The organism is Variovorax sp. LjRoot175 (genome assembly GCF_964253805.1).
Taxonomy (GTDB): domain Bacteria; phylum Pseudomonadota; class Gammaproteobacteria; order Burkholderiales; family Burkholderiaceae_C; genus Variovorax.
This window is the reverse complement of the sequence record NZ_CAXURY020000002.1, coordinates 124850-144128: the sequence shown is the minus strand read 5'-3', so window position 1 is coordinate 144128 and position 19279 is coordinate 124850. Positions and strand designations below refer to the sequence as shown.

16 protein-coding genes and 1 pseudogene are annotated in these 19279 nt (G+C 65.4%); 2 read left to right on the top strand and 15 right to left on the bottom strand.

Annotated features, from left to right (window positions below; all coding sequences use genetic code 11):
• Positions 1-208 precede the first annotated feature (208 nt).
• Positions 209-1561 carry a hypothetical protein gene (locus tag ACSQ89_RS30570; protein WP_436296769.1) on the bottom strand — a complete coding sequence of 451 codons (1353 nt, stop codon included), beginning with the start codon at positions 1559-1561 and terminating at the stop codon, positions 209-211.
• Positions 1562-2186: 625 nt separating this feature from the next.
• Between ACSQ89_RS30570 and ACSQ89_RS30565 the strand changes: the two genes are divergently transcribed.
• Positions 2187-3383 carry a ParA family protein gene (locus tag ACSQ89_RS30565; RefSeq protein WP_436296768.1) on the top strand — a complete coding sequence of 399 codons (1197 nt, stop codon included), beginning with the start codon at positions 2187-2189 and terminating at the stop codon, positions 3381-3383.
• Between the two features lies 1 nt (position 3384).
• Entirely contained in the window at positions 3385-4431 is a 1047-nt protein-coding gene (locus ACSQ89_RS30560; RefSeq protein WP_093111848.1) for a ParB/RepB/Spo0J family partition protein, read from the top strand.
• 210 nt (positions 4432-4641) lie between these two features.
• Here ACSQ89_RS30560 and ACSQ89_RS30555 read toward each other — a convergent pair whose 3' ends face one another.
• The 14 genes and pseudogenes from ACSQ89_RS30555 to ACSQ89_RS30490 all read right to left on the bottom strand — a co-directional run bounded on the left by ACSQ89_RS30555 (position 4642) and on the right by ACSQ89_RS30490 (position 19279).
• The gene (locus tag ACSQ89_RS30555) at positions 4642-5427 is read right to left on the bottom strand and encodes a hypothetical protein (RefSeq protein ID WP_436296767.1); all 786 of its coding nucleotides are present in this window, start codon (positions 5425-5427) and stop codon (positions 4642-4644) included.
• Between the two features lie 529 nt (positions 5428-5956).
• The gene (locus ACSQ89_RS30550) at positions 5957-6646 is read right to left on the bottom strand and encodes a YfbU family protein (RefSeq protein WP_436296766.1); all 690 of its coding nucleotides are present in this window, start codon (positions 6644-6646) and stop codon (positions 5957-5959) included.
• Between the two features lie 1280 nt (positions 6647-7926).
• Entirely contained in the window at positions 7927-8781 is an 855-nt protein-coding gene (locus ACSQ89_RS30545; protein WP_436296765.1) for a DUF4158 domain-containing protein, read from the bottom strand.
• A 351-nt stretch (positions 8782-9132) separates the two neighbouring features.
• Positions 9133-9930, bottom strand: a complete 798-nt coding sequence (locus tag ACSQ89_RS30540; protein ID WP_436296764.1) for an ABC transporter ATP-binding protein — start codon at positions 9928-9930, stop codon at positions 9133-9135.
• A 1-nt stretch (position 9931) separates the two neighbouring features.
• Positions 9932-10711, bottom strand: coding sequence for an ABC transporter substrate-binding protein (locus ACSQ89_RS30535; RefSeq protein ID WP_436296763.1), 780 nt, complete (start codon positions 10709-10711; stop codon positions 9932-9934).
• A 32-nt stretch (positions 10712-10743) separates the two neighbouring features.
• Positions 10744-11025, bottom strand: a pseudogene (locus tag ACSQ89_RS30530) (ABC transporter substrate-binding protein); the annotation flags it as partial.
• A gap of 239 nt (positions 11026-11264) precedes the next feature.
• Positions 11265-12341, bottom strand: coding sequence for a branched-chain amino acid ABC transporter permease (locus tag ACSQ89_RS30525; protein WP_436296762.1), 1077 nt, complete (start codon positions 12339-12341; stop codon positions 11265-11267).
• Positions 12342-12345: 4 nt separating this feature from the next.
• On the bottom strand, positions 12346-13233 hold the full coding sequence (locus tag ACSQ89_RS30520) for a branched-chain amino acid ABC transporter permease (RefSeq protein ID WP_436296761.1): 888 nt from the start codon (positions 13231-13233) through the stop codon (positions 12346-12348).
• Positions 13233-15284, bottom strand: a complete 2052-nt coding sequence (locus ACSQ89_RS30515) for an AMP-dependent synthetase/ligase (protein WP_436296760.1) — start codon at positions 15282-15284, stop codon at positions 13233-13235. Before ACSQ89_RS30515 ends, ACSQ89_RS30520 begins: the two co-directional genes overlap by 1 nt.
• Positions 15281-16093, bottom strand: coding sequence for an ABC transporter ATP-binding protein (locus ACSQ89_RS30510; protein WP_436296759.1), 813 nt, complete (start codon positions 16091-16093; stop codon positions 15281-15283). The genes ACSQ89_RS30515 and ACSQ89_RS30510 overlap by 4 nt, the downstream gene beginning before the upstream one ends.
• 233 nt (positions 16094-16326) lie before the next feature.
• Positions 16327-17076, bottom strand: coding sequence for a TetR/AcrR family transcriptional regulator (locus ACSQ89_RS30505; protein ID WP_436296758.1), 750 nt, complete (start codon positions 17074-17076; stop codon positions 16327-16329).
• A gap of 62 nt (positions 17077-17138) precedes the next feature.
• Positions 17139-17993, bottom strand: coding sequence for an HpcH/HpaI aldolase/citrate lyase family protein (locus ACSQ89_RS30500; protein WP_436297263.1), 855 nt, complete (start codon positions 17991-17993; stop codon positions 17139-17141).
• A 20-nt stretch (positions 17994-18013) separates the two neighbouring features.
• Positions 18014-18466 carry a MaoC family dehydratase gene (locus tag ACSQ89_RS30495; protein ID WP_436296757.1) on the bottom strand — a complete coding sequence of 151 codons (453 nt, stop codon included), beginning with the start codon at positions 18464-18466 and terminating at the stop codon, positions 18014-18016.
• 21 nt (positions 18467-18487) lie between these two features.
• Positions 18488-19279 carry an enoyl-CoA hydratase/isomerase family protein gene (locus ACSQ89_RS30490; protein ID WP_436296756.1) on the bottom strand — a complete coding sequence of 264 codons (792 nt, stop codon included), beginning with the start codon at positions 19277-19279 and terminating at the stop codon, positions 18488-18490.

Below are 19279 nucleotides of genomic sequence, written 5' to 3'. Positions count from 1 at the left end.
CCCCGCTTGCAGTCTCTCAATCCATTGTTCCGTGATCACGGAATTAAAATCTCCCAAGAGCACTGGACGGATTGCCGGGGTGGCTGTTCCCCCTTCAAGCGCCCTTCCAATGATGTGAGCACTCACATCATTGGAAGCGGTTGCAGTAGCTGAATCGTTGGTCAAGCCGGGACCATGGCGCCGGATCCTGAGGTCAGTGGGAATGGGCCTATTTGCCGGCCGGCGCATCGAACAGCTGCCGATCGACCTTCCAGTCCGGGCCGTAGGTCGCATCCGCATAGGCGTAGACCACTGCTGATCCGAGGAGCCCGTGAAGAACGTCTCCCTGCGCAGCTCTGCGACTGATGACCGCGTTCAGTGCGCCTTTGCGCGCCAGATCCTGAAGGGCCCGATTGACCCAGCCGTTGAGCTTGGCCGGCTCCAGGGCGGCGACCTCTTTCTTCATGGCTTCGATCTGCTCGCGCAACCAGGTCGACCCGTCGGAGGCTGCGGGCTGCGCGGGCGCGACCGGCGCGGGCGCAGCCACGGGCAGCGAAGGGGTGGCGGGCGCCGGCCCCGTTGGCGCATCGGGCTCCGTCTCATTGCGCAGCAGCGAGCGCAGATAGGAGAAAGCGTTGTCGACGGCGCGCAGGCTCTTGTTGCCGGCACGTCGTTCCAGCACGGCGATCTGATCGCGGACACGGTCGTCACCGAACTCCTTGATCAGGCCTTCGAGCTTGATCTCCCGGATGCCGAGTGTTTCGGCCCGCAGGATCAGGTTGGCATCCACGGGTTGATTCGAGGCCGCCCGTGGCAACGACGCCTGGCGCTTCTTCCTGACGGCGAATTGGACCTCGTGGATCAGCCTGCCCTGCTTGTGCTCGATGAGCTCGATCTCCAGGTCCGTGTCGCTGTTGATCTCGGCCACCGCATCCTTCACGCGCTCGTTCTTGAACTTGCGCCACTCGCGCCGCTCGGGGCCCGGGCCGTTGCTCAAGGCGTCGACCCACCACGCCACGGGCTTGCGACTGGTGACCCCGCTCGGATTGTCCCGATAGCGAATGCAGATCTCGTAGAGCGCAACGGCCGTGTAGGAGCCAAGCTTGCCGAGAACCTCCAGATCGATGGTGGCCCAGCGCTGCGGCTCGCGCAGCGCGGACATGATCGTGGGCGGATAGGACCAACTGACCCAGTTCTCGCCGCGGCGCACTTCCAGCGCGACTTCCGAGAGCATGGAGAAGCCCCGCCACTTCACGCCATCCCCGGGCGCCGTCGACTCCCAATCGACCTCCAGGCTGCGCATTTCCAGCAGATAGCGCTTCGCCGCGGTGCGCTCGCTGCCGCTGGAGCCGGTGGTGCGCAGCACAGCCGCCAGGGGTGCCTCGAACATGAAGTCGGCCGAGGGCATGGCCGGCATGGCCACCAGCCGCGTCTGGGAGATCTGCAGCAGCGCCGTGTAGATACGGCGGCCGGTCAGCGTCACGCGCGCCGAGCGCGGCATCATCACGATCATCTCGTGCGGCTTGCGCAACTCGAGCGCTTCGTCGGCATCAGGCGCCGCGACGTTCTTCTGACTGTTCATGAGGACCTGATCGTATGTCCAACTCCGATTGGACACAAGCGAAACCGCCGTCCAGTCGGCACCCTCTCTCACGCGCTGGGCGCCGAGGGGTAGACAATCAAGACGGAGCCCGATTAAAAGCTGGACACTTGGTGAACTCCCCTGCCTCTGGCGCTTCAGCCGGCCCGATTAAAACCCGGACAGTTCGCCTCGCAGCCTGTTCTGAGGGTCTTCACTGGGGTGGTTAGAACCTGGACATTGCCCTCTTGCGAAGGCAAATGGGCAGATTTTGGGGCCTCAGCACCGCTGTGGATAAGCTGCGAGGCATCGCGTCACCGGCTGGACGGTTGCCGATCAGAGTCTGGACAGATGCGATTAGAAGCTGGACGCAAGCGATCAAAACCCGGACGGCGCACGCGAATATTGTCTCGTAAGCTATTGATCTATAAAGAGAAAATTGAATTTGCCAGGGGCTTAATCTCTTTAAGGTATTCAATATCTTTTAATCTCGGGAGAGGTGGATGGAGAACGGAATACGAAGACCGTCACAGAGCGGCGTCCGCGCAGGATGATTGTTGAAGATTCTTCGTTTTTGCGAAGGTGATGGGCATAATCGCAGCACTCTTCAACTTCCGGGGCAGACTTCGTGGACATCAAGCAAACCATCCGGCGCCAGAATCTCGAGGACATCGAGCACCAGGCGCACAAGGTCGCGGGCATGATGGAGCGCATCCGGGTTGCGATGCTGGCACCGACCGCCACCAAGACCGCGCCGACGCTCAAGGCCGTGCAGCTGGCCGAGCTGTGTGGGGTCGACAAGTCCAAGATAGCTTACCGGCTTACGCGCGGCGACCTGCCCAGTGGCGAGATCCATGGCAACAGTCGTGAATGGACGATGGCGGAGGCCCAGGCCTGGGCCCGTGAGCTGCGTGCCGACCACCTGCGCCCGGATGGCGCCGCCGGCATCACGATCACCGTCGCCAACTTCAAGGGCGGCGTGGCCAAGACCACCTCGGCGGTCACGCTCGCCCAGGGGCTCTCGATGCGCGGGCACAAGGTGCTGTTGCTGGACCTGGATCCGCAGGGCTCCGCCACCACCCTGTTCGGGGTGCTGCCGGACGCCGAAGTCGAGACCGAGCACACGGCGATGTCGCTGTTCACCGGGGAGCAGGACAACCTGCAGTATGCGATCCGCTCGACCTACTGGCCGAACATCGACCTGGTCTGCGCGGCGCCGCTTCTCTACGGCGCGGAATTCCACCTGCCGGCGCGCCAGGCGCGGGACGCGGGCTTCGAGTTCTGGCGCGTGCTGGACCGCGGCCTGGACCTGACGCGCGAGGCCTACGACGTGATCGTGATCGACACCCCGCCGTCCCTGAGCTACGTGACGATCAACGCGCTGATGGCGGCCGACGGCGTCATCATGCCCCTGCCCCCTTCCGCGCTCGACTTCGCGAGCTCGGCCCAGTTCTGGGACCTGTTCTCCGACCTGTGCAACCAGCTGGTCCGAAGCCGTGGCAAGGACAAGAGCTTCGAGTTCATCGATGTGCTGTTGTCGCGGGTCGAGGCCTCGGACACGGCCAGCTCGGTGGTGCGCCAGTGGGTGCTCGAGGGCTACGGCGACAAGGTGCTGCCGATCGAGATTCCGAAGACCGCGGTGGCGGCCACCGCCAGCGCGGAGTTCGGAACCGTCTATGACCTGCCGCGCGGCTCGGTGAACTCCAAGACATTTTCCCGCGCGCGGGTTGCCTACGATCGGATGTGCGAGCTGATCGAGCAGCAGATCGAAGCGGTGTGGGCGCACCAGGTGGCGGAGCGGCAGGTTCTGGAAACGGTGGTTTGACATGGGACTGAAAGACAAGGCCTCCAAGATCGACTTCGCATCGTTGATGCCGGTGGCGGCACCCACGCCCGACGTCACCAAGCCGAAGACGGCGCCGGGCGCGATGATGGCCCTGGCCAACGACCAGCGTTCCGAACTCCTGCGCGAGAACGACCTGCTGCGCGGGCAAGCCGCGCGGGCGGCGGAGCTGGAGGGACGCCTGAACGACGCCGTGACCGAGCTCCACACCTGGGACGGCGCCAAGGCGACGCGCTTGCTCGACCCGCGCGAGATCAAGCGCAGCGACTATGCCAATCGCCACGAGTCGAGTTTTCGGCTCGAGGACTTCGAGGATCTCAAGCGCGAGATCAAGGAGGCCGGGGGCAATATCCAGCCCATCAAGGTGCGCCCGATCGCGAGTCCGGGCGATGGTCCCAAGTACGAGATCGTGTTCGGGCATCGCCGGCACGAGGCGTGTCTGCAGCTGGGCTTGCAGGTTCTGGCGTTCGTGGACAACCTGGACGATCGCGCGCTGTTCGAGGAGATGGAGCGCGAGAATCGGGAGCGTGCCGATCTGTCGGCCTGGGAGCAGGGCGTGATGTACGCACGTGCGCTGGACCGCGGCCTCTATCCGTCCTTGCGCCAGATGGCCACCGCGATCGGCGTGGACCCGACCAATCTCTCGAAGGCGCTGGTGCTGGCGCGCCTGCCGCAGGCGGTGCTGCAGGCCTTCGCGTCACCGCTGGATCTTCAGTTTCGCTGGTCGACGGCGTTCAAGGCCGCGGTGGAGAGCGACCCCGCGGGATTGGAAGCTCGGGCGGCCGAGATCGCGGCGGACCGCGGCACGATGAGCGCGAAGGAGATCTTCGCGCGGCTGACGTCGCCGCAGGCGGCAATGCGGGCCCCGTCGCACCCGTCGATTCAGACTTTCGAGAAGGCGGGTACGACGATCGCGACGATGAAGGTCGATGGGGAAGCCCGGCCTTCCATCCGGATTCATGTCGGATTGACCGCGGCGCGTCAGCTGGAGCTCGCCCGGTTGCTCAAGCAGTTTGTAGCGGAAGGATAAAGAGAGATTCCCGCGGGGCCAACAAAAAAGGCGCCTTGGGCGCCTTTTTTGTTGGCTTCGAATATCCGAATCGGGAGGTGTAGTACGGTACTACACCCTGCGATCTAAGCGACCCGGGCGGGGAAGTCGTCGGTACCGAACCGCGTGTAGTACCGTACTACACCCCTCCGAACAGCGACGGCGATTAGGCCGCAACCACCCTCACGCCTCTTATGACTGCGAGCCGCGAGACGCCTCGAGACGCTCGAGCGACGACAGGATCTGATCGATCGTCGACTTCAGAACACCCATGTCCCTGTCGCGCCGGGCCTCGACAATGGGATTGCCGCCACCCCCTTCCGTGCGCGCAGCGGCGAGCAAGGTCTCTCTGGAACGCGCCACCACCTCGTCAAGCCGGGTAATCAGGTTGTTGCGCAGCGCAGCGAACTGGGCCATCTCGCGCCGCATTTCTCGCACGTCGTCACCCAGCGTCACGAGCACCTGCTCAATGCGCTGCTGCCACTCTGCAAGTTCCTCCGAGGGCGGCGCTTCGTGGAATCGGTGAGCGGGCGCCGCAGGTGCCACCTGGTCGTGCATCAGCGGGCGCAGCACCGCAGACAGCTGGCGGGCCGTGCGCGCCACGGCTTCCTCGAAGACGGCCTTCGGGTCTGAGTCCGCAAGCTGCGGCCACAACTCATAGACCCGTGCGATCGCCTTGTCCGTGGCCAGGCGCAGTCCTGGCCGGCCCGGTTTGCCAGGCAGCACGGTGCCCTTGGCGTTCGCGCCATCCTGACCGCCCGGGTCGGCCTCCCCGCGCGACGCGATGAGACATTCCCTGAATTCGCCGCTCGCACTCCACTTTTTCAGCATTGCTTCCGACGGCGCGCTGGCCCCGTGCAGGATGACCAGAATGCGACCGAGGTCCGCGACACTGCTGATTTCCGGCCATGCGGCATCACGGAATTCTCCGAGATCCACAACCTGTTCTGAAGCACGATCGGTGGGTAAGGAGGACAAATGCGCCACGCCTGAATGATTTGGTTACTGAATAACCGAATTATCAGCCCGCTATTGCCAAAGAGCTTTTCCGGCCCCGATTTCCGTGAAACAATTTTTTGCCCAAGGCACAGCGCGCAAGCTAAGTTGTTGTCGCACTTCAGAAAAAGTCTTGCGGATTCTTGCTCCAATTGGGAGGCGCAATGTTTCACGGAATCCGAGATGCGCTGATTCTTGTCGTGCGACACAGTAGCCAAGCCGATGCGACACTATTTGTGCTTCATCTTCCGGATCGTGAAATATGAGGTCGCGGAGCTGTTGGAAGGAAGCAATGCTAAGTGGCGGGATCGCCAGGCGCGCGCGAATCCTAGTTCAACCAGAGAGGGACGCCTACGTCGAGCGGTACTGGTTTGCCGGCGCTGATCGTTCGCACTTCTTCATCGATGGCTTCGGGCACGGCTCGCTTGAGTTCCTATTCAATCAACCGCGCGTCGCGTGAAGGACAGGGGAGAAGCCCGCACGTGGCGGGCTTGCTGACGGAGCGCCCTACTCAGCGCTCGACCTTGAGCAACTCGATGATCTGGTCAACGCCGAGGTCGCGGCCGAAGCCCAGGGTCGCCCGGATCGGCTCAAACACCGTGGTCATGCGGCGATAGCGCGCAGCGGTCGGGGCGTGCGAGTTGAAGTCGCGCTTCTTGAAGCGGGAGAAGCGATCCATCTTCTCGACAATGAAGCGGGCGATGCTCATCAACGAGCTCTCGTTGTTGCCGTCGAAGCCCGCGAACTTGGGCAGGTAGCCATGGTTCGCCGCCTTCAGGCGCTCGGTCTCTTCGGGCTTCAGCTTCTCGATGCATCCTTCGATGAAGTCCCACATGTCCAGCGTGTCGACCACCAGAGTGACGTCTGCGGGGCGGTCTGTGTGCTGATGGAACAGACCCTGCATCTCCCACGTCGGAGCCCAGTAGTGACCGCCGTAGATGGTCTCGGCGACGAAATCGACATCGGTTTCGGCGTCCTTGATCTTCAGGTGCTTCATGATGTCTCGCAGCATCATGAAGTTCAGCTTGTCGCCGTCCGTGAGGTGAATGCTCTTGCCCGTCACCGTGCCGAGCCCGATGTTCACTAGCTGGCGAACAGCGTCGGAGCGAGAGCTGGCTTGCCCCGTCTCATTCATCCAGGTGTTAATGCGATCGACGAGTTCGTCGTCGAGTCGCAGTTCAAGTCGTTCGGCTTTTGCCATGGTAGATCTCCGGTTATCCGGCGAAACACCGGGTGTACGTACAAATGTACGGCAGTACGGCCCTAGTCGTCACGTGAAGTTCACAACGGCAGATCCTAGTAGAGACCCAAGGCGATTTAGGCTCCTGTGCGCCCGGTTGCGGTCCTGAACCGGCCGTCGGGTTCCCCCTGGCCGGCGGACGTAGAACCGGAATTAGTGACGCGCGCCGTTGAGGACACAGGAAATGCTGTCGCGGTCGCCACCGCCGCACGACACTAAACCTGCGCAAGTGCGCGTCGCGCTTGATAGTAGAGAAGGGGATTTGGTGACGCGCGACATTCTTGCCCTAACTTCTGTCATGCGTGTCATGCGACACAGTAGTTGAGCGGATGCGACACTATTTGTTCTCCAGTTCTCGGATGATGAAATGAGGTTCGGCGGCTCGACGGTGGGGCAGTGCTGGACCGGGCCAAGCGGCGTTAGAGCGCTCTTCGCTTTTTGGGGCAGACAGCGCGCGCGCACCGCCACATCGCGGTTGTGCCGGATCTTTGAGTCTTCCGCGCGCGCCGGCGAGTTGAAGCCCGGCAAGGCGGGGGGGTACGAAAAGTGAGGACACCGCGGCGGACGCCGGCGCCGTGCGAACATCACGGTTTCAGTGCACGGACCGCCTTCGCGCCCACCAAGCCCGGCGCACCCTGAGCTCCGCCTGCTCTTCCCTTCACCATGGCCCTGGCGTTCGCGCCGTGGGCCTTTTCCCATTCTGGGCGCCTATTCGATGGCGGGATTGCACAGTTCCATCCCTGGAGGGCCCAGCATTCCTCCACTTTCTCCACGCCGCCTATATGCAAGTCGTCGCCGAGCGCGGACCGTTGATCCTCGCGGTGTAGAGCTTCGGGGCCGTCGTAGCGATCTAGTTGCGAGCCGAGCGGCCGCGCGGCCGTCAACTCTCGCCTGAAGCCATGGCCGCGGACCCCTTTCCAACGCCGCCGCAACTCGCCCATCTTTGAACTCATGGCTTGTGGAAGTCGCCCCGATTAAAAGCTGGACAGTTCCGGCAGGTCTGCAAATCGTGTCTTAAATCACACGGCCGCTTCTGCCTGTGGCCGACGCGCATGACCTCTAGTGGGCCAAGGCCGGTGAAGGAAGATTGCAGCGGCCGCCTTCACCCCATGGCGCCCGTTCGATCGCCTCGCCGCGGTTGTGCACTCGACCCGCCGTCGCAAGCGGGAAAAGCTCTCCGGTGCCGTGCATAACGCTGGAATACCAGGTGAAAAATCGGCACCCTGTAAAACAGTGAGCATTTACTTCTTGTGGCGCTTGTTCGAGACGCGAACAAGCGCGCGCGACCTGGGGCGAGTCCTTGCGGTTCGAGGAGTGCCGCGTCGCTTGGACCAAGACGAGGGCGCAACCGCGCGGCGGGAAAGAATCCAGCGGCGGCATGGCTGATCCTGCGCGACGCGGATCGCGTCGTGACGGCGCCGGCGCTGCAGGGCTTGGCCAGGCCATAACCGACCGCCGCCCGGTGGGGTTGAAGGGGGAGGGTGGGGCGGCATAGCCCGACCGACACGCGTTGCGCGCGTATTGCCATCGGCTCGAGGCGTCGCATTGGGCTCGAAACATGAGGGATGACAAATAATCATCCATACTGGTCGCGAGAATCCCCTTGGATGGAAGCAGAGGGCTTCCTCTTGCGTCAGGAAAGGGCAGCACGGTCCCAGGCAGAAAAGGCGACGCGGCCGCAAAGACGCCCTATGCAACGGCTGCGACAGAGTCCGGCTGCCAGTAGCTTGAGTGCCGTCCCGTTGACGGCTCCGACGAAAATCGGTTGATGTCCCAGGAAGTGGTGTAAGTCTTCTGTCACTCGCTGCGCGGCAAGGCGATCGCAGCGCTGCGATCGACGGCGGCGCGACACCAACCATCCTGGCCGTGTGCTTCAGCAGATTGCGCGGCAGCACGTTGAAGCCGTTCAGGGGTCGACCCGCGACGCGCATAAACATGACCATCAAGGCGGCCGGCAGGCGATGGTCGGTGCGGAACTGGTCCCGGATCGCCGCAACGTCCGCCGGCGTGAGTTCGAAGAACTGATCGCGGTCGAATTCGCTCAGCCGGGAAGGCAGGGCTTCCTGACCGACGAATCGCAAGGCGAAGGACGGCATGGCTGGGGGTCGACGGTGCGGAGCATCAATGTACCGGTTTGGCGTCCGGCAGGGGAGGGCGATCGTGGGCTGGCGATGCGGCGTCAGCCGGGAAGCCGCATGGATATTGGGTTTCCAGGCAAAGCGCACCGATTTGCATAAAAAGTACGTCTACCCCGTCCAGGGGTGGCACCGTATCGGTACGCTTCATCTGCGTGCAGGGGTGCCAGATCGCGGCAATGCTGCGCTGCGCGAGGTCCGGAGGCGGCGTTGGAGCCTGGGAAATATTCATTGGCGAGCTTCAGGTTGCAGAGTCCTTGCGCGATCGCCCGCAAGAATGAACCATTCCAGAGATGGAGATCCCGCTGTTGCTTATGTCAGCCACCGCTTTCTCCGGCGGTAGTGCTTCACGGCGTGGTAATCCTTCTGCTGACCCTGCGCGCCCCCAAGATAGAACTCCTGAACGTCGGGATTGCTGCTCAAGGAATCGGCGCTGCCGGTCATGACGACCCGTCCATTCTCGATCAGGTAGGCTCGCTGCGCGATGCCGAGCGCCGCAACGGCGTTCTGCTCCACCAGCAGCACCGACAGCCCCGCGTCGGCGTTGATGCGCCGCACGATGTCGAAGATCTCGTCGACCAGCAGCGGCGCCAGGCCGAGGCTGGGTTCGTCGAGCATCAGCAGGCGCGGTTCGGTCATCAGGGCGCGGCCAATGGCCAGCATCTGCTGTTCGCCGCCGGAGAGATAGCCCGCCGGCGATCCCGCCCTCTGCGCCAAGCGCGGGAACCAGGCCATCACCTTGTCCATCAATTCGCTGACATGGCCACGGTCGCGGTGCATCGACGATGCGGCGAGCAGGTTCTCAGCTGGCGTCAGGTGCTCGAAGACGCGCCGGCCTTCGAGCACGTGGGCGATGCCCCGGCGCACGCGCTCGGGCGCGCCGAGGCCCAGCAGGTCAGCGCCATCGAAGGTGATGCCACCTCCGCTCACCTGGCCGCGCTCGGCGCTCAGCAGGCCGCTGATCGCCTTGAGCACGGTGCTCTTGCCCGCGCCGTTCGCGCCGAGCAGCGCGACCAGCCCGCGCGCCTCGATGTCGATGGAGACGCCCTTGACGGCCAGCGACACGTTGTCGTAGACGACCTCGACGTTGTTGAGCGCCAGGAGGGGCATCTCAGGTTCCCGTCTTCTTGAACTCTTCCGACGAGGCGCGGATCAGTTGCCAGACCACGTCCTGGTCGCTCGCGAGCCAGTCGCTCTTGGGCACCCAGCGGCTGCCGTCCCATTGGGCGACGCGGCCCATGCCGCCGCCCTGGTGATCGGTCTTGCTCGTCGTCAGCGGCGGAATCAGTCCGTCGGCGGTGAAGTTCTTGATGCTGCGCAGCCCTTCGTTGAGGGCTTCCGCGGTGACCGGCCCGCCTTTGGTCACTTCGAGCGCCCGGCGCACGCCCTCGACCATGACCGCAGCGGCCATCACACCGATGTTGTAGTAGGTGGTACCGACCATCTCGCGCGAGCCCGCACCTTTGCCCTTGCCGACGACGTCGCGAAGGATGTCCTGGATCAACTTGGGTTCGCTGCCTGCGGCTGCGCCTTCGAACTTGAGGACGCCCTTGACTTGATCGGGTCCGACCACCTTCATGTCCGACTCCGACAGCCACACGACGGACGCGATGCGATCGGGCGCGATGCCATTGCGCAAGGCCTCCTTGAGCGACACCGTCTGGCCGACGCCGCCGCCCCAGATCAAAGTCCAGTCCGGCCGCGCGCGCCGCAGCTGCGTCCAGACGGCCGACTGCTCGTTGCCGGGCGGCGCATAGGGGAAGGGCAGCAGTTCGAAGCCGCGGCGCTTGGCCAACGCCTGCAGGAGGGGCAGAGGTTCCCGGCCGTAGGGCGTGTCGATGTGGACGAAGGCGATCTTCTTGCCCTTGAGGTCCTTGTCCTGGCGCGCCATGTACTCGTACCGTCGGCGGCGTCGCTGCGCCCCGAGAAAGTGGTCACCAAGTTGATCTTGTCCTGCAGCGCGCGCGAGACGAGCGCCCGGCTCACCGGCGTGGACAGCGGGTCGACCAGCACGACGCCGTTGCGCTTGAAGCGCTCGTAGGCCTCGATGCCGCGCTGCGGCGCGTTGCCCGTGTCGACGATGTCGGCCGCGATCTTCCAGCCGCTCACGCCACCGCGCTCGTTGACCAGCGAGAAGTAATCGCGCTGGCCCTGGCTGTATTCGGCGGTCACGAAGGTGTAGACGACCGTGAAGTCCTGCGCCATGCCGAACTTGATGATCTTTTCCTGCGCCTGGGCGCGCGTGTGCGGCAGGGCGCCGATGAGAGCGGTCGCCGCGCCGGCCGCCACGAACTGTCGTCTGTCAACCGTCATGATGTCTGTCTCCTTGTTCGCCCGGTCAGAGTTGCCAGGGCACCCGTCCCGGGGCGCCCGAACCGTCCAGGCGGGCGCCCTGGCGACGGTTGGCTGCTGGTTTGTCGAAAGGCTCGTGCGTCACGCCCTGCTCACTGGCGCCGCGTGTGTCGGAAAGGCCAGACCAGCAGGCTTTTGCGCACGTTGTCGTAGATCTTGGCCAGCCCGAGCGGCTCGAAGAGCAGGAAGCTGACGATCAGCGCGCCGTAGAGGATCAGCGGCGCATGGGTCAGCAGGTCGCTGCCGATCGTGCCGCCGTACTGGCGCGACAGCGCTGCCAGTGCGTTGTTGAGCAGGGGCGGCGCGAGCAGGATCAGCGCCGCGCCGAAGTAGCAGCCCAGCACGCTGCCCAGGCCGCCGACGATGACGGTGGCGAGCAGCTGGATCGACAGCTCGATGTGGAACTGCTCGGGCGACACCGCCTTGTAGTAGCAGAAGGCGTACAGCGCGCCGACGATGCCGCCGATGAAGGAGCTGACCCAGAAGGCCAGCAGCTTGTAGCGGAAGGCGCTCACGCCGAGGATCTCCGCCGCGTAGTCCTTCTCGCGGATCGCCGCCAACGCGCGGCCGAAGCTGGTGCGCCGGATGTTGAGCATCCAGACCGTCAGCAGCGCGCAGACGCCCAGCGCGACGAAGTACATCCCGGCGTCGGACGTGACCGGCATGCCCAGCAGCCGCAGCACCGGCACCTGCAGCGAGGCCTGCGAGCCGCCGCTGATCGCTGGCACGTGCACGATGACGAAGTCGGTCAGGTACTGCAGCGCCAGCGTGGACACCGCGAGGTACAGGCCCTTGACCCGCAGCGCCGCCGCACCGAACACGGTGCCCACCAGCGCCGCCAGCGTGCCGCCCAGCAGCAGCGCCAGCTCGAAGGGCAGGCCCGCGCGCGTCATATGCACGGTGCCGTATGCGCCGATCGCCATCACCGCGCCGTAGCCCAGGTGGACCTGGCCCGCGCCGCCCATCAGCAGGTTCAGGCCCAGTGCCGCGCTGGTCCACAGCAGCAGCGGCGTCAGGTAGGAGTTCAGGTACAGGGCGCTCAACAGCCAGGGCGCCGTGAGGAACAGCGCCGCGATGATGCCGAGCGTCGCTCGGTCGGCCGGCAGCGGCCAGAGCTTGCGCGCCTGCAGGTAGTTGACGTGGCGGATGCCGGCGGCGCGGTAGAACATGGTGTCAGACCCGTTCGATGTGCTCGCTGCCGAACAGGCCGTATGGCCGCACCAGCACCGTCAGCAGAATGAAGACCGAGGCAACGATGTCGCGTGTGCCGCCGCCCAGGAGCGGGTCCAGCACGCCGGCCGCGATGCTCTCCGCGATGCCGATCACGAGGCCGGCGACCAGCACGCCCGGCACGCTGTCGAGCCCGCCGAGGATCGCGATCGCGAGCGCCTTGAGCAGCAGTAGCGACAGTGTCCAGTCGACGCCCTGCACCGAGCCCCAGAGGATGCCCGCGGCCCCGGCGGACACGCCCGCCAGGCCCCAGGCGACCGCGATCACGTGCTCGACCCGGATGCCGACCGACCAGGCCGCAATCTTGTCGTCCGACACCGCACGCATGCGCACGCCCAGCGGCGAGTTGAAGAAGGCCATCGAGCCAACGATCAGCACCAGGGCGATCAGGCCGCCCGCGAGATAGGCGCGGTTGACCAGGATGTCGCCCAGCAGCACCGGCGCCTGCGGGATCCCCAGGTCCAGCCGCTTCACCGAGGAGCCCAGCAACCCAGGAACCAGTCCGCGCAACAGGATCTCGAGACCGAGCGTGAGCATGATGACCATCACCACGGGCTGGCCGATCATGCGACGCAGCAGAAGGCGCTCGACCAGCATGCCCGCCAAGAACAGCACCACCAGCGACAGCAGGGCTGCGGCCCAGACCGGCAGCCCGAGTGCCGTCGTGATCAGCAGGCAGGCGTAGCCGCCCGCCATCGCGAAGGCCCCCTGCGCCAAGTTGGCATAGCCCGAGGCCTTGTAGACCAGCACGATGCCCAGCGCCACGAGCGCGTACATCAGGCCCACCAGGGCGCCATTGATCGTGAGTTCCGCATACAGCAGGATGTCCATCAGTCGACCCTCTTGAGTTGCAAGGTGCGGCGCATCGCGCTGGTCTGGCCGCTTTCGTAGGTGATGGCGGTGTCGAAATCGACCGTCTCGGCAGCGCCATACAGTGCCTCGATCACCACCGCATAGCGCTCCTCGACCGTGCGGCGGCGCAGCTTGCGGGTGCGCGTGATCTCGCCGTCGTCGGCATCGAAATCCTTGGGCAGGTTGACGAAGCGGCGCAAGGCCAGCTCCGGCTTGAGCACGCGGTTGACGCGCTCGAACACGCCTGCGATCAGCGCCACCACCTCCGGGCGTTGTGAAAGATCCGCATAGGAGGTGTAGGGGAGGGCGCGTTCTTCGGCCCAGTGGCCCACCGCCTCGAAGTCGATGCATACCAGCGCGCCGAGGCGCTCGCGGCCCGCACCGATCACGGCCGCATTGCGGATGTAGGGGCTGAACTTGAGCCGGTTCTCGATGTAGTTCGGAACGAAGCGCTCGCCGCCCGCGGTGTGCATGACCTCGCTGACGCGGCCCAGTACGACCAGTTGCCCGTCAGGCTCGAAGTAGCCGGTGTCGCCCGTTGAGAGCCAGCCTTCGTGCAATGCCTCGGCCGTAGCGTCGGGGTTCTCGTAGTAACCGTCGAACACCGAGGTCGATCGGACCAGGATCTCGCCGCGCTCGTCGATGCGCACCTCGACGTTGGGCATCGGCCGGCCGACGGTGTGCAGCTTGACATCGCCATCGCCCTGGGCGGCCGTGAGCGCCGCTGTTTCGGTCTGTCCGTAGAACTGACGCAGGTTGATGCCCAGTGCGCGAAAGGTCAGGAACGTGTCTTCTCCGAGCGCCTCGCCCCCCGTGTAGGCACGCCGCGCGCGCGAGAGGCCCAGGATGTCCCGGATCGGCGCGAAGACCAGCCATTCGCCGAGCTGCCGCACGAAGCGTTCGCCAATGTTTGGCGCGTGCCCGTCCAGGCGCCGTCGCTCGACCTCGATGGCGCGGCCCATGAACCACTCGTAAAGAAAGCGCTTGAAGCGCGTCGACTCGGCCATGCCGACCTGCACGCGCGTGAGCATGTGGTCCCAGGCGCGCGGCGCCGCAAGATACATCGTGGGCGCCACCTCGCGCAGATCGTGCAGCACCGTCTCCTGGCGCTCGGGAATGTTGATCGTGAAGGCCAGCACCAGTCCCGCGCCGAGCGTGAAGACGAAGTCGCCGACCCAGGCCATCGGCAGGTAGGCGTAGTGCTCCTCGTGCAGCCGGAAGTAGCCCGCGGCGGCCGCGTTGCGCACGCCGCCGATGATGTTCGCCTGACTCAGCGGAATGCCCTTGGGCATGCCCGTGGTGCCCGAGGAGTGAAGCAGCACGGCCGTGTCCCGCGCCGTCGCCTGCATCATCAGTGCGTCGATGAGCGCCGGCTCGCGGCCCAGCCGTGCGCGTCCACGCTCGAGAAGCGCCTCCAGCGAGACAAGCCCCGGCTCGTTGCAAGCCTTGAGACCGCGCGGGTCGTGGTAGACGATGGTGCGCGGCTGGCCGTCGCTGTGCTTGCGCAACTCCAGCAGCTTGTCGACCTGCTCCTGGTCTTCGACGATGGCCACCTCCGGGTGGCCCAACTGGCTGTAGTGCTTGAGCTCCGACGGCGGAACGTCGGGATAGATGGGGGCGGGGAAGGCGCACAGCGCCATGGTGGCGAGCATCGCCTCGTACAGTCGCAGACGGTTGTCGCCGATCACCATCACCGCGTGGCCGGGCCGCACGCCGGCTTCCTGGAGTCCGGCGGCCAGGGCGATCACGTCGCCGAGGATCGCCACCCAGTCGTGTTCGACCCAGATGCCGCGATCGCGCTCGCGCACCGCGACGCGCGCTGGATACGCGAGCACGTTGTGCGCCATGGCCGCGATCAACGATGCGGGTTCGCCTTCGCTGCCGCCTTGCCAGCGTTCGCTGGCGGCAACGAGGCGCGTGCGCAGTTCGGTTGCACGGCCTTCTCCGCCAGACTGCGCCACTTCGTCTGCCGCCCCTGCCCCCTCCTGAAAGCGGAGGCGAGCGCCTTCGCTCGTTCGGGTGGCACTCATGCGATCGCCCCCGCGCGCTGCGCTGCTCGATGGCCCAGATAGGCTTCGACCACGGCCGGCGACGAGATCGCCTCGCGGGCCGGTCCTTGCGCGATGGCCTCGCCGTAGCTGAGGACGAGCACCTGGTCGCACAGCGAGGTGACCACGTCCATGTGGTGCTCGATCAGGAGGATGGAAACGCCACGCTCGTCGCGCGCATCGAGGATGTAGCGCGCGAGGTATTCCTTCTCCTCCTGGTTCATGCCGGCCATCGGCTCATCGAGGATCAGGAACTTCGGCTCCGAGGCGAGGGCGCGCGCCAGTTCAACGCTCTTCTGCAGGCCTGGCGGGATCGACTCGATCGGTTCGTCGCGGATGTCCTGCAACTGCATGAAATCGATGATCTCCTCGACGACGCGGCGGTGCGCCGTTTCCTCGCGCGCCGCCCAGACCCAGTAGCACAGCGAGGCCAGCGCGCTCGGGCGCATGTGGACGTGGCGACCGAGCAGGATGTTGTCGAGCACGCTCATGCCGCGAAAGAGTGCGAGGTTCTGGAAGGTGCGCGCCACGGCCTGCTGCGCGATGCGGTAGGGCCGCATGCCGGTGATGTCCTGGCCGAAGAGGTGCACGCGGCCTGCCTGCGGCGGGTAGAAGCCGGTGACGACGTTGATCATGGTCGTCTTGCCGCTGCCGTTCGGGCCCACGAGCCCGAAGATCTCGCCCTGGCGAACGGCGAAGCTCACGCCCTTGAGCGCCTTCAGGCCGCCGAACGAGCGTTCGATGCCCTCGCATTCGAGGACCACAGGGCTCCCGGATTCCGTTGCGCTCACGCTGTCTCCGTTCCAGTACCGCCGTGTCAGGGCGCGATTGTTTGAGTCGAGCTCGTTTTAGGTTCGAAGACTGTCAACAGCCATCGGCCAGCTTCGGCTCGCGACAATTTGAGTCTAAGTCAAAAAAATGAATGAGCCTTAGGTGCAAACACTTAGTTTGCCTTGGAGGTTCCCGAATGAGAAAGGCCGCGGGCGATGTCGCCGGCGGCCTTTGAGTGAGATTCAGAAGAGGGTCAGGAGGATTTTCGCTGCGTGGCCTTGGTGACCAGTGCCTCGAGTCGCGCGAGTCGCGACTCCATGTTGTCCTCGCGGAGCTCCTGCGCAGGTTGCAAGCCTCGCAGCATGAGGTCGGTATAGCGGTCGGCGACGAGCTCCACGTCGACGCGCTGCGTGCCGAAGAGCACGGGCCACATCAGGTGCTCCAGCCCACCGTAGAGCATCGAACGCACGAATTCGACGTCGACGGAGGCGCCGAGTTCGCCATCCCGGGCCGCATCCTCGAGCGCGAGCCTGACGTACTGCGTGTATCGCACGTGAAGCGCGTGCAGGCCGGAGCTCGTGTATTCGGGACCGGTGCGCACCTCGTGCAGCACCAGCTTGGCGAGGCCTGGCGTCTCGACGTAGACGCGCACGTGGCGCCAGATGATGAAGCGCAGGCGCGCGCGCAGGCCCCGGAGCCGCGCGTAGCCCTCGCCGACATCTCGGATCAGTGGCTCGTAGAGCTCGCGCAGCACTTCGTGGAGCAGGTCGCGCTTGGTCGGGAAATAACTGAATACCAGGCCTTCGACGATGCCGACGCGGCTCGCGATCTCGCTGACGGAGGTGCCCTGGAAGCCTTTTTCCAGAAACACCTCGCGCGCGGCGGCGAGGATCTCGTTGGCGCGGCGCTGGCGCCGCTCCGACAGCGGGGCGAGCGCGCTGTCCGTGGCGCGCTTGTCGGCCTTTTCGCTCTTGACGCGCGGTCGCTTTGTGCTGATCTTCATAGGGTGCAATATTGCGCCTGTTGTCTTCGAGCGGAGCTTACTATGCGGCTCGGGCCGGGCGTTCATGCCGCAAGACCCAGGGTCCGCACTGCCTGCGTGAGATGGGGCTTGTCCACCATCTGCCCGTCAATGCTGAGCGTGCCGGCCTCCGGCTGTGCGGCGAAGGCGTCAACGATGCGGCGCGCATGCGCCAGTTCGGCCTCTGTCGGCGAGTAGGCCGCGTTGATCGTTGCCACCTGGTCGGGATGGATCGCGATGCGCCCACGGAAACCGCGACGACGCGACACTCGGCAGGCGGCCTCGAGACCTGCGGCGTCGCGGAAGTCGGCGTGAAGCGTATCGATCGCCGGCACGCCAGCTGCGGCCGCGGCGCACAAGCACAGCGAGTTGGCCAGCGTGTACAGCGGCGAATCCGCGCCATCTTCCTCGCGGTTGGAGACCGCGCAGACGGCCGTCGAAAGGTCCTCGGCGCCCCAGGTCAGGCCAGCCAGCCGTGGCAGGGGCGTGCTGAATGACTGCATGCCGAGAATCGCCTGCGGCGTCTCGGTCGCAACCGGCACGATGCGGATGGTGCCCGGCACGATGCCGGCGCGCGCTTCCAGCACATCCAGGCAATGGCCGAGGTGGACGATGTCCGCGGCGCTGCGGATCTTGGGCAGCAGAATGCCGGCCAAGCCCCGGATGACAACCACGGCCAGATCATCCATCGCCAGCGCCGTGTCGAGCTGGTTGATGCGCACGAAGAGCCGCGAGGCCAATGTGGCTGCCTGCGCACCGATGAACGCGGCCGCGCTGCCCCGCGCACCGGCCTTTCGCGAATCCGCCACTGAATCCTCGAGGTCGAGGATCAGCACATCTGCCTCGCTCTCCACTGATTTGGCGAGCTTGCGTTCGCTGTCGGCCGGGACGAACAGCATCGAGCGAAGCTTGAAACTGCTCACGCCGGCCTCCTGAGCATCAGCGCTTGCCGTGTGCAGGAACAGACCTCTTCATCGCGCTGGTTGAAGCCCTGATGCAGGAAGGTCGCGATGCCCGCGTTCGGGCGCGATTTGCTTTCGCGCAGCTCCTTCACGATGGTGCGCGAGCGGATCGTGTCGCCGGCGAATACTGGGAAGGGAAAGCGTGTGTCGGTCATGCCAAGGTTCGCTACCGTCGTGCCCAGCGTCGTATCCTGCACCGACAGGCCTATCACCAGCCCGAGCGTGAAGATGCTGTTGACCAGTGGGCGGCCGAACTCGGTGCCCTTGCAGTATTCGGCGTCGATGTGGATCGCGGCCGGATTGCAGGTCGCATTGCTGAACCACATGTTGTCCGCTTCGGTGACGGTGCGGCGTATCTCGTGCTCGAACGCCTGTCCGACGCTGAACTCCTCGAACCAGTGGCCTGCCATCGTCTTGCTCCTTGAAAATGTTCAATGTGCGGCGCCGGTGGTGCGCTGCGCAAAGGCGCGCACGCGCTCGCGCAGCACCTCTGTGCGAGCGCAGCGGAGGAACCATTCCTTCTCGCGCCGCAGGCGTTCCTCAAGGGCCGGCAGTGCGCTGGCCTGGAGCAGGGCCTTCGCGCCGGCCACCGCCAGACGCGGCAGCGCGGCCAGGCGCCGGGCGGCCGCCAGGCCTGCATCATCGAGCCCCCCTTCATCGACCAGTTCGCTGACGATGCCAAGCCGATGCGCCAGCTCGGCCCCCAGGGGTGCCGGCGAAAGGCAGATCTCCAGCGCGCGGTGCGGACCGACCCGCGCCGCGAGCGAATGCGTGAAACCGGTGTCCGGCGTGGCGCCGAGCTGCGGATAGGCGACGACGAAGCGCGCCGAGCGCGACGCGATCACGCTGTCGCAAGCGAGCGCCAGCGAGAAGCCGCCGCCGGCGGCCACGGCGTGTACGCAAGCGATGACCGGCACCGGCAGGCCGCTGAGCGCCAGCACCGCCGCATGCGCCTGGTCGATCAACTCGCTGAGGTAGACCGGGAGGTCGTCCAGGCGGGCTCGCATCTGGTCGATGTCGGCGCCGACGCAGAAGGCCGGTCCCTCGGCACGCAGCAGCACCGCATGCAGGGTATCGTCTTTAGCGAAGGAGTCGCAGGCGCTGCTCAGCCCTTCGCAGAAGGCGCCGTCGATGACGTTCGGCCCTGCTTTGCGGCGCAGCGTCAGCACCGCCACGCCGGTTTCGGGCCGTGCGGCATGGACTCGCGCGTCGTCTTCGGACAC

Coding starts and splice junctions, on each gene's coding strand:
- ACSQ89_RS30550 (WP_436296766.1), bottom strand. CDS start 6,646: ATGGCAAAAGCCGAACGACTTGAACTGCGACTCGACGACGAACTCGTC.
- ACSQ89_RS30545 (WP_436296765.1), bottom strand. CDS start 8,781: ATGCCGTCCTTCGCCTTGCGATTCGTCGGTCAGGAAGCCCTGCCTTCC.
- ACSQ89_RS30560 (WP_093111848.1), top strand. CDS start 3,385: ATGGGACTGAAAGACAAGGCCTCCAAGATCGACTTCGCATCGTTGATG.
- ACSQ89_RS30500 (WP_436297263.1), bottom strand. CDS start 17,993: ATGCTGTTCGTCCCGGCCGACAGCGAACGCAAGCTCGCCAAATCAGTG.
- ACSQ89_RS30540 (WP_436296764.1), bottom strand. CDS start 9,930: ATGCCCCTCCTGGCGCTCAACAACGTCGAGGTCGTCTACGACAACGTG.
- ACSQ89_RS30570 (WP_436296769.1), bottom strand. CDS start 1,561: ATGAACAGTCAGAAGAACGTCGCGGCGCCTGATGCCGACGAAGCGCTC.
- ACSQ89_RS30495 (WP_436296757.1), bottom strand. CDS start 18,466: ATGGCAGGCCACTGGTTCGAGGAGTTCAGCGTCGGACAGGCGTTCGAG.
- ACSQ89_RS30515 (WP_436296760.1), bottom strand. CDS start 15,284: ATGAGTGCCACCCGAACGAGCGAAGGCGCTCGCCTCCGCTTTCAGGAG.
- ACSQ89_RS30505 (WP_436296758.1), bottom strand. CDS start 17,076: ATGAAGATCAGCACAAAGCGACCGCGCGTCAAGAGCGAAAAGGCCGAC.
- ACSQ89_RS30525 (WP_436296762.1), bottom strand. CDS start 12,341: ATGTTCTACCGCGCCGCCGGCATCCGCCACGTCAACTACCTGCAGGCG.
- ACSQ89_RS30520 (WP_436296761.1), bottom strand. CDS start 13,233: ATGGACATCCTGCTGTATGCGGAACTCACGATCAATGGCGCCCTGGTG.
- ACSQ89_RS30535 (WP_436296763.1), bottom strand. CDS start 10,711: ATGGCGCGCCAGGACAAGGACCTCAAGGGCAAGAAGATCGCCTTCGTC.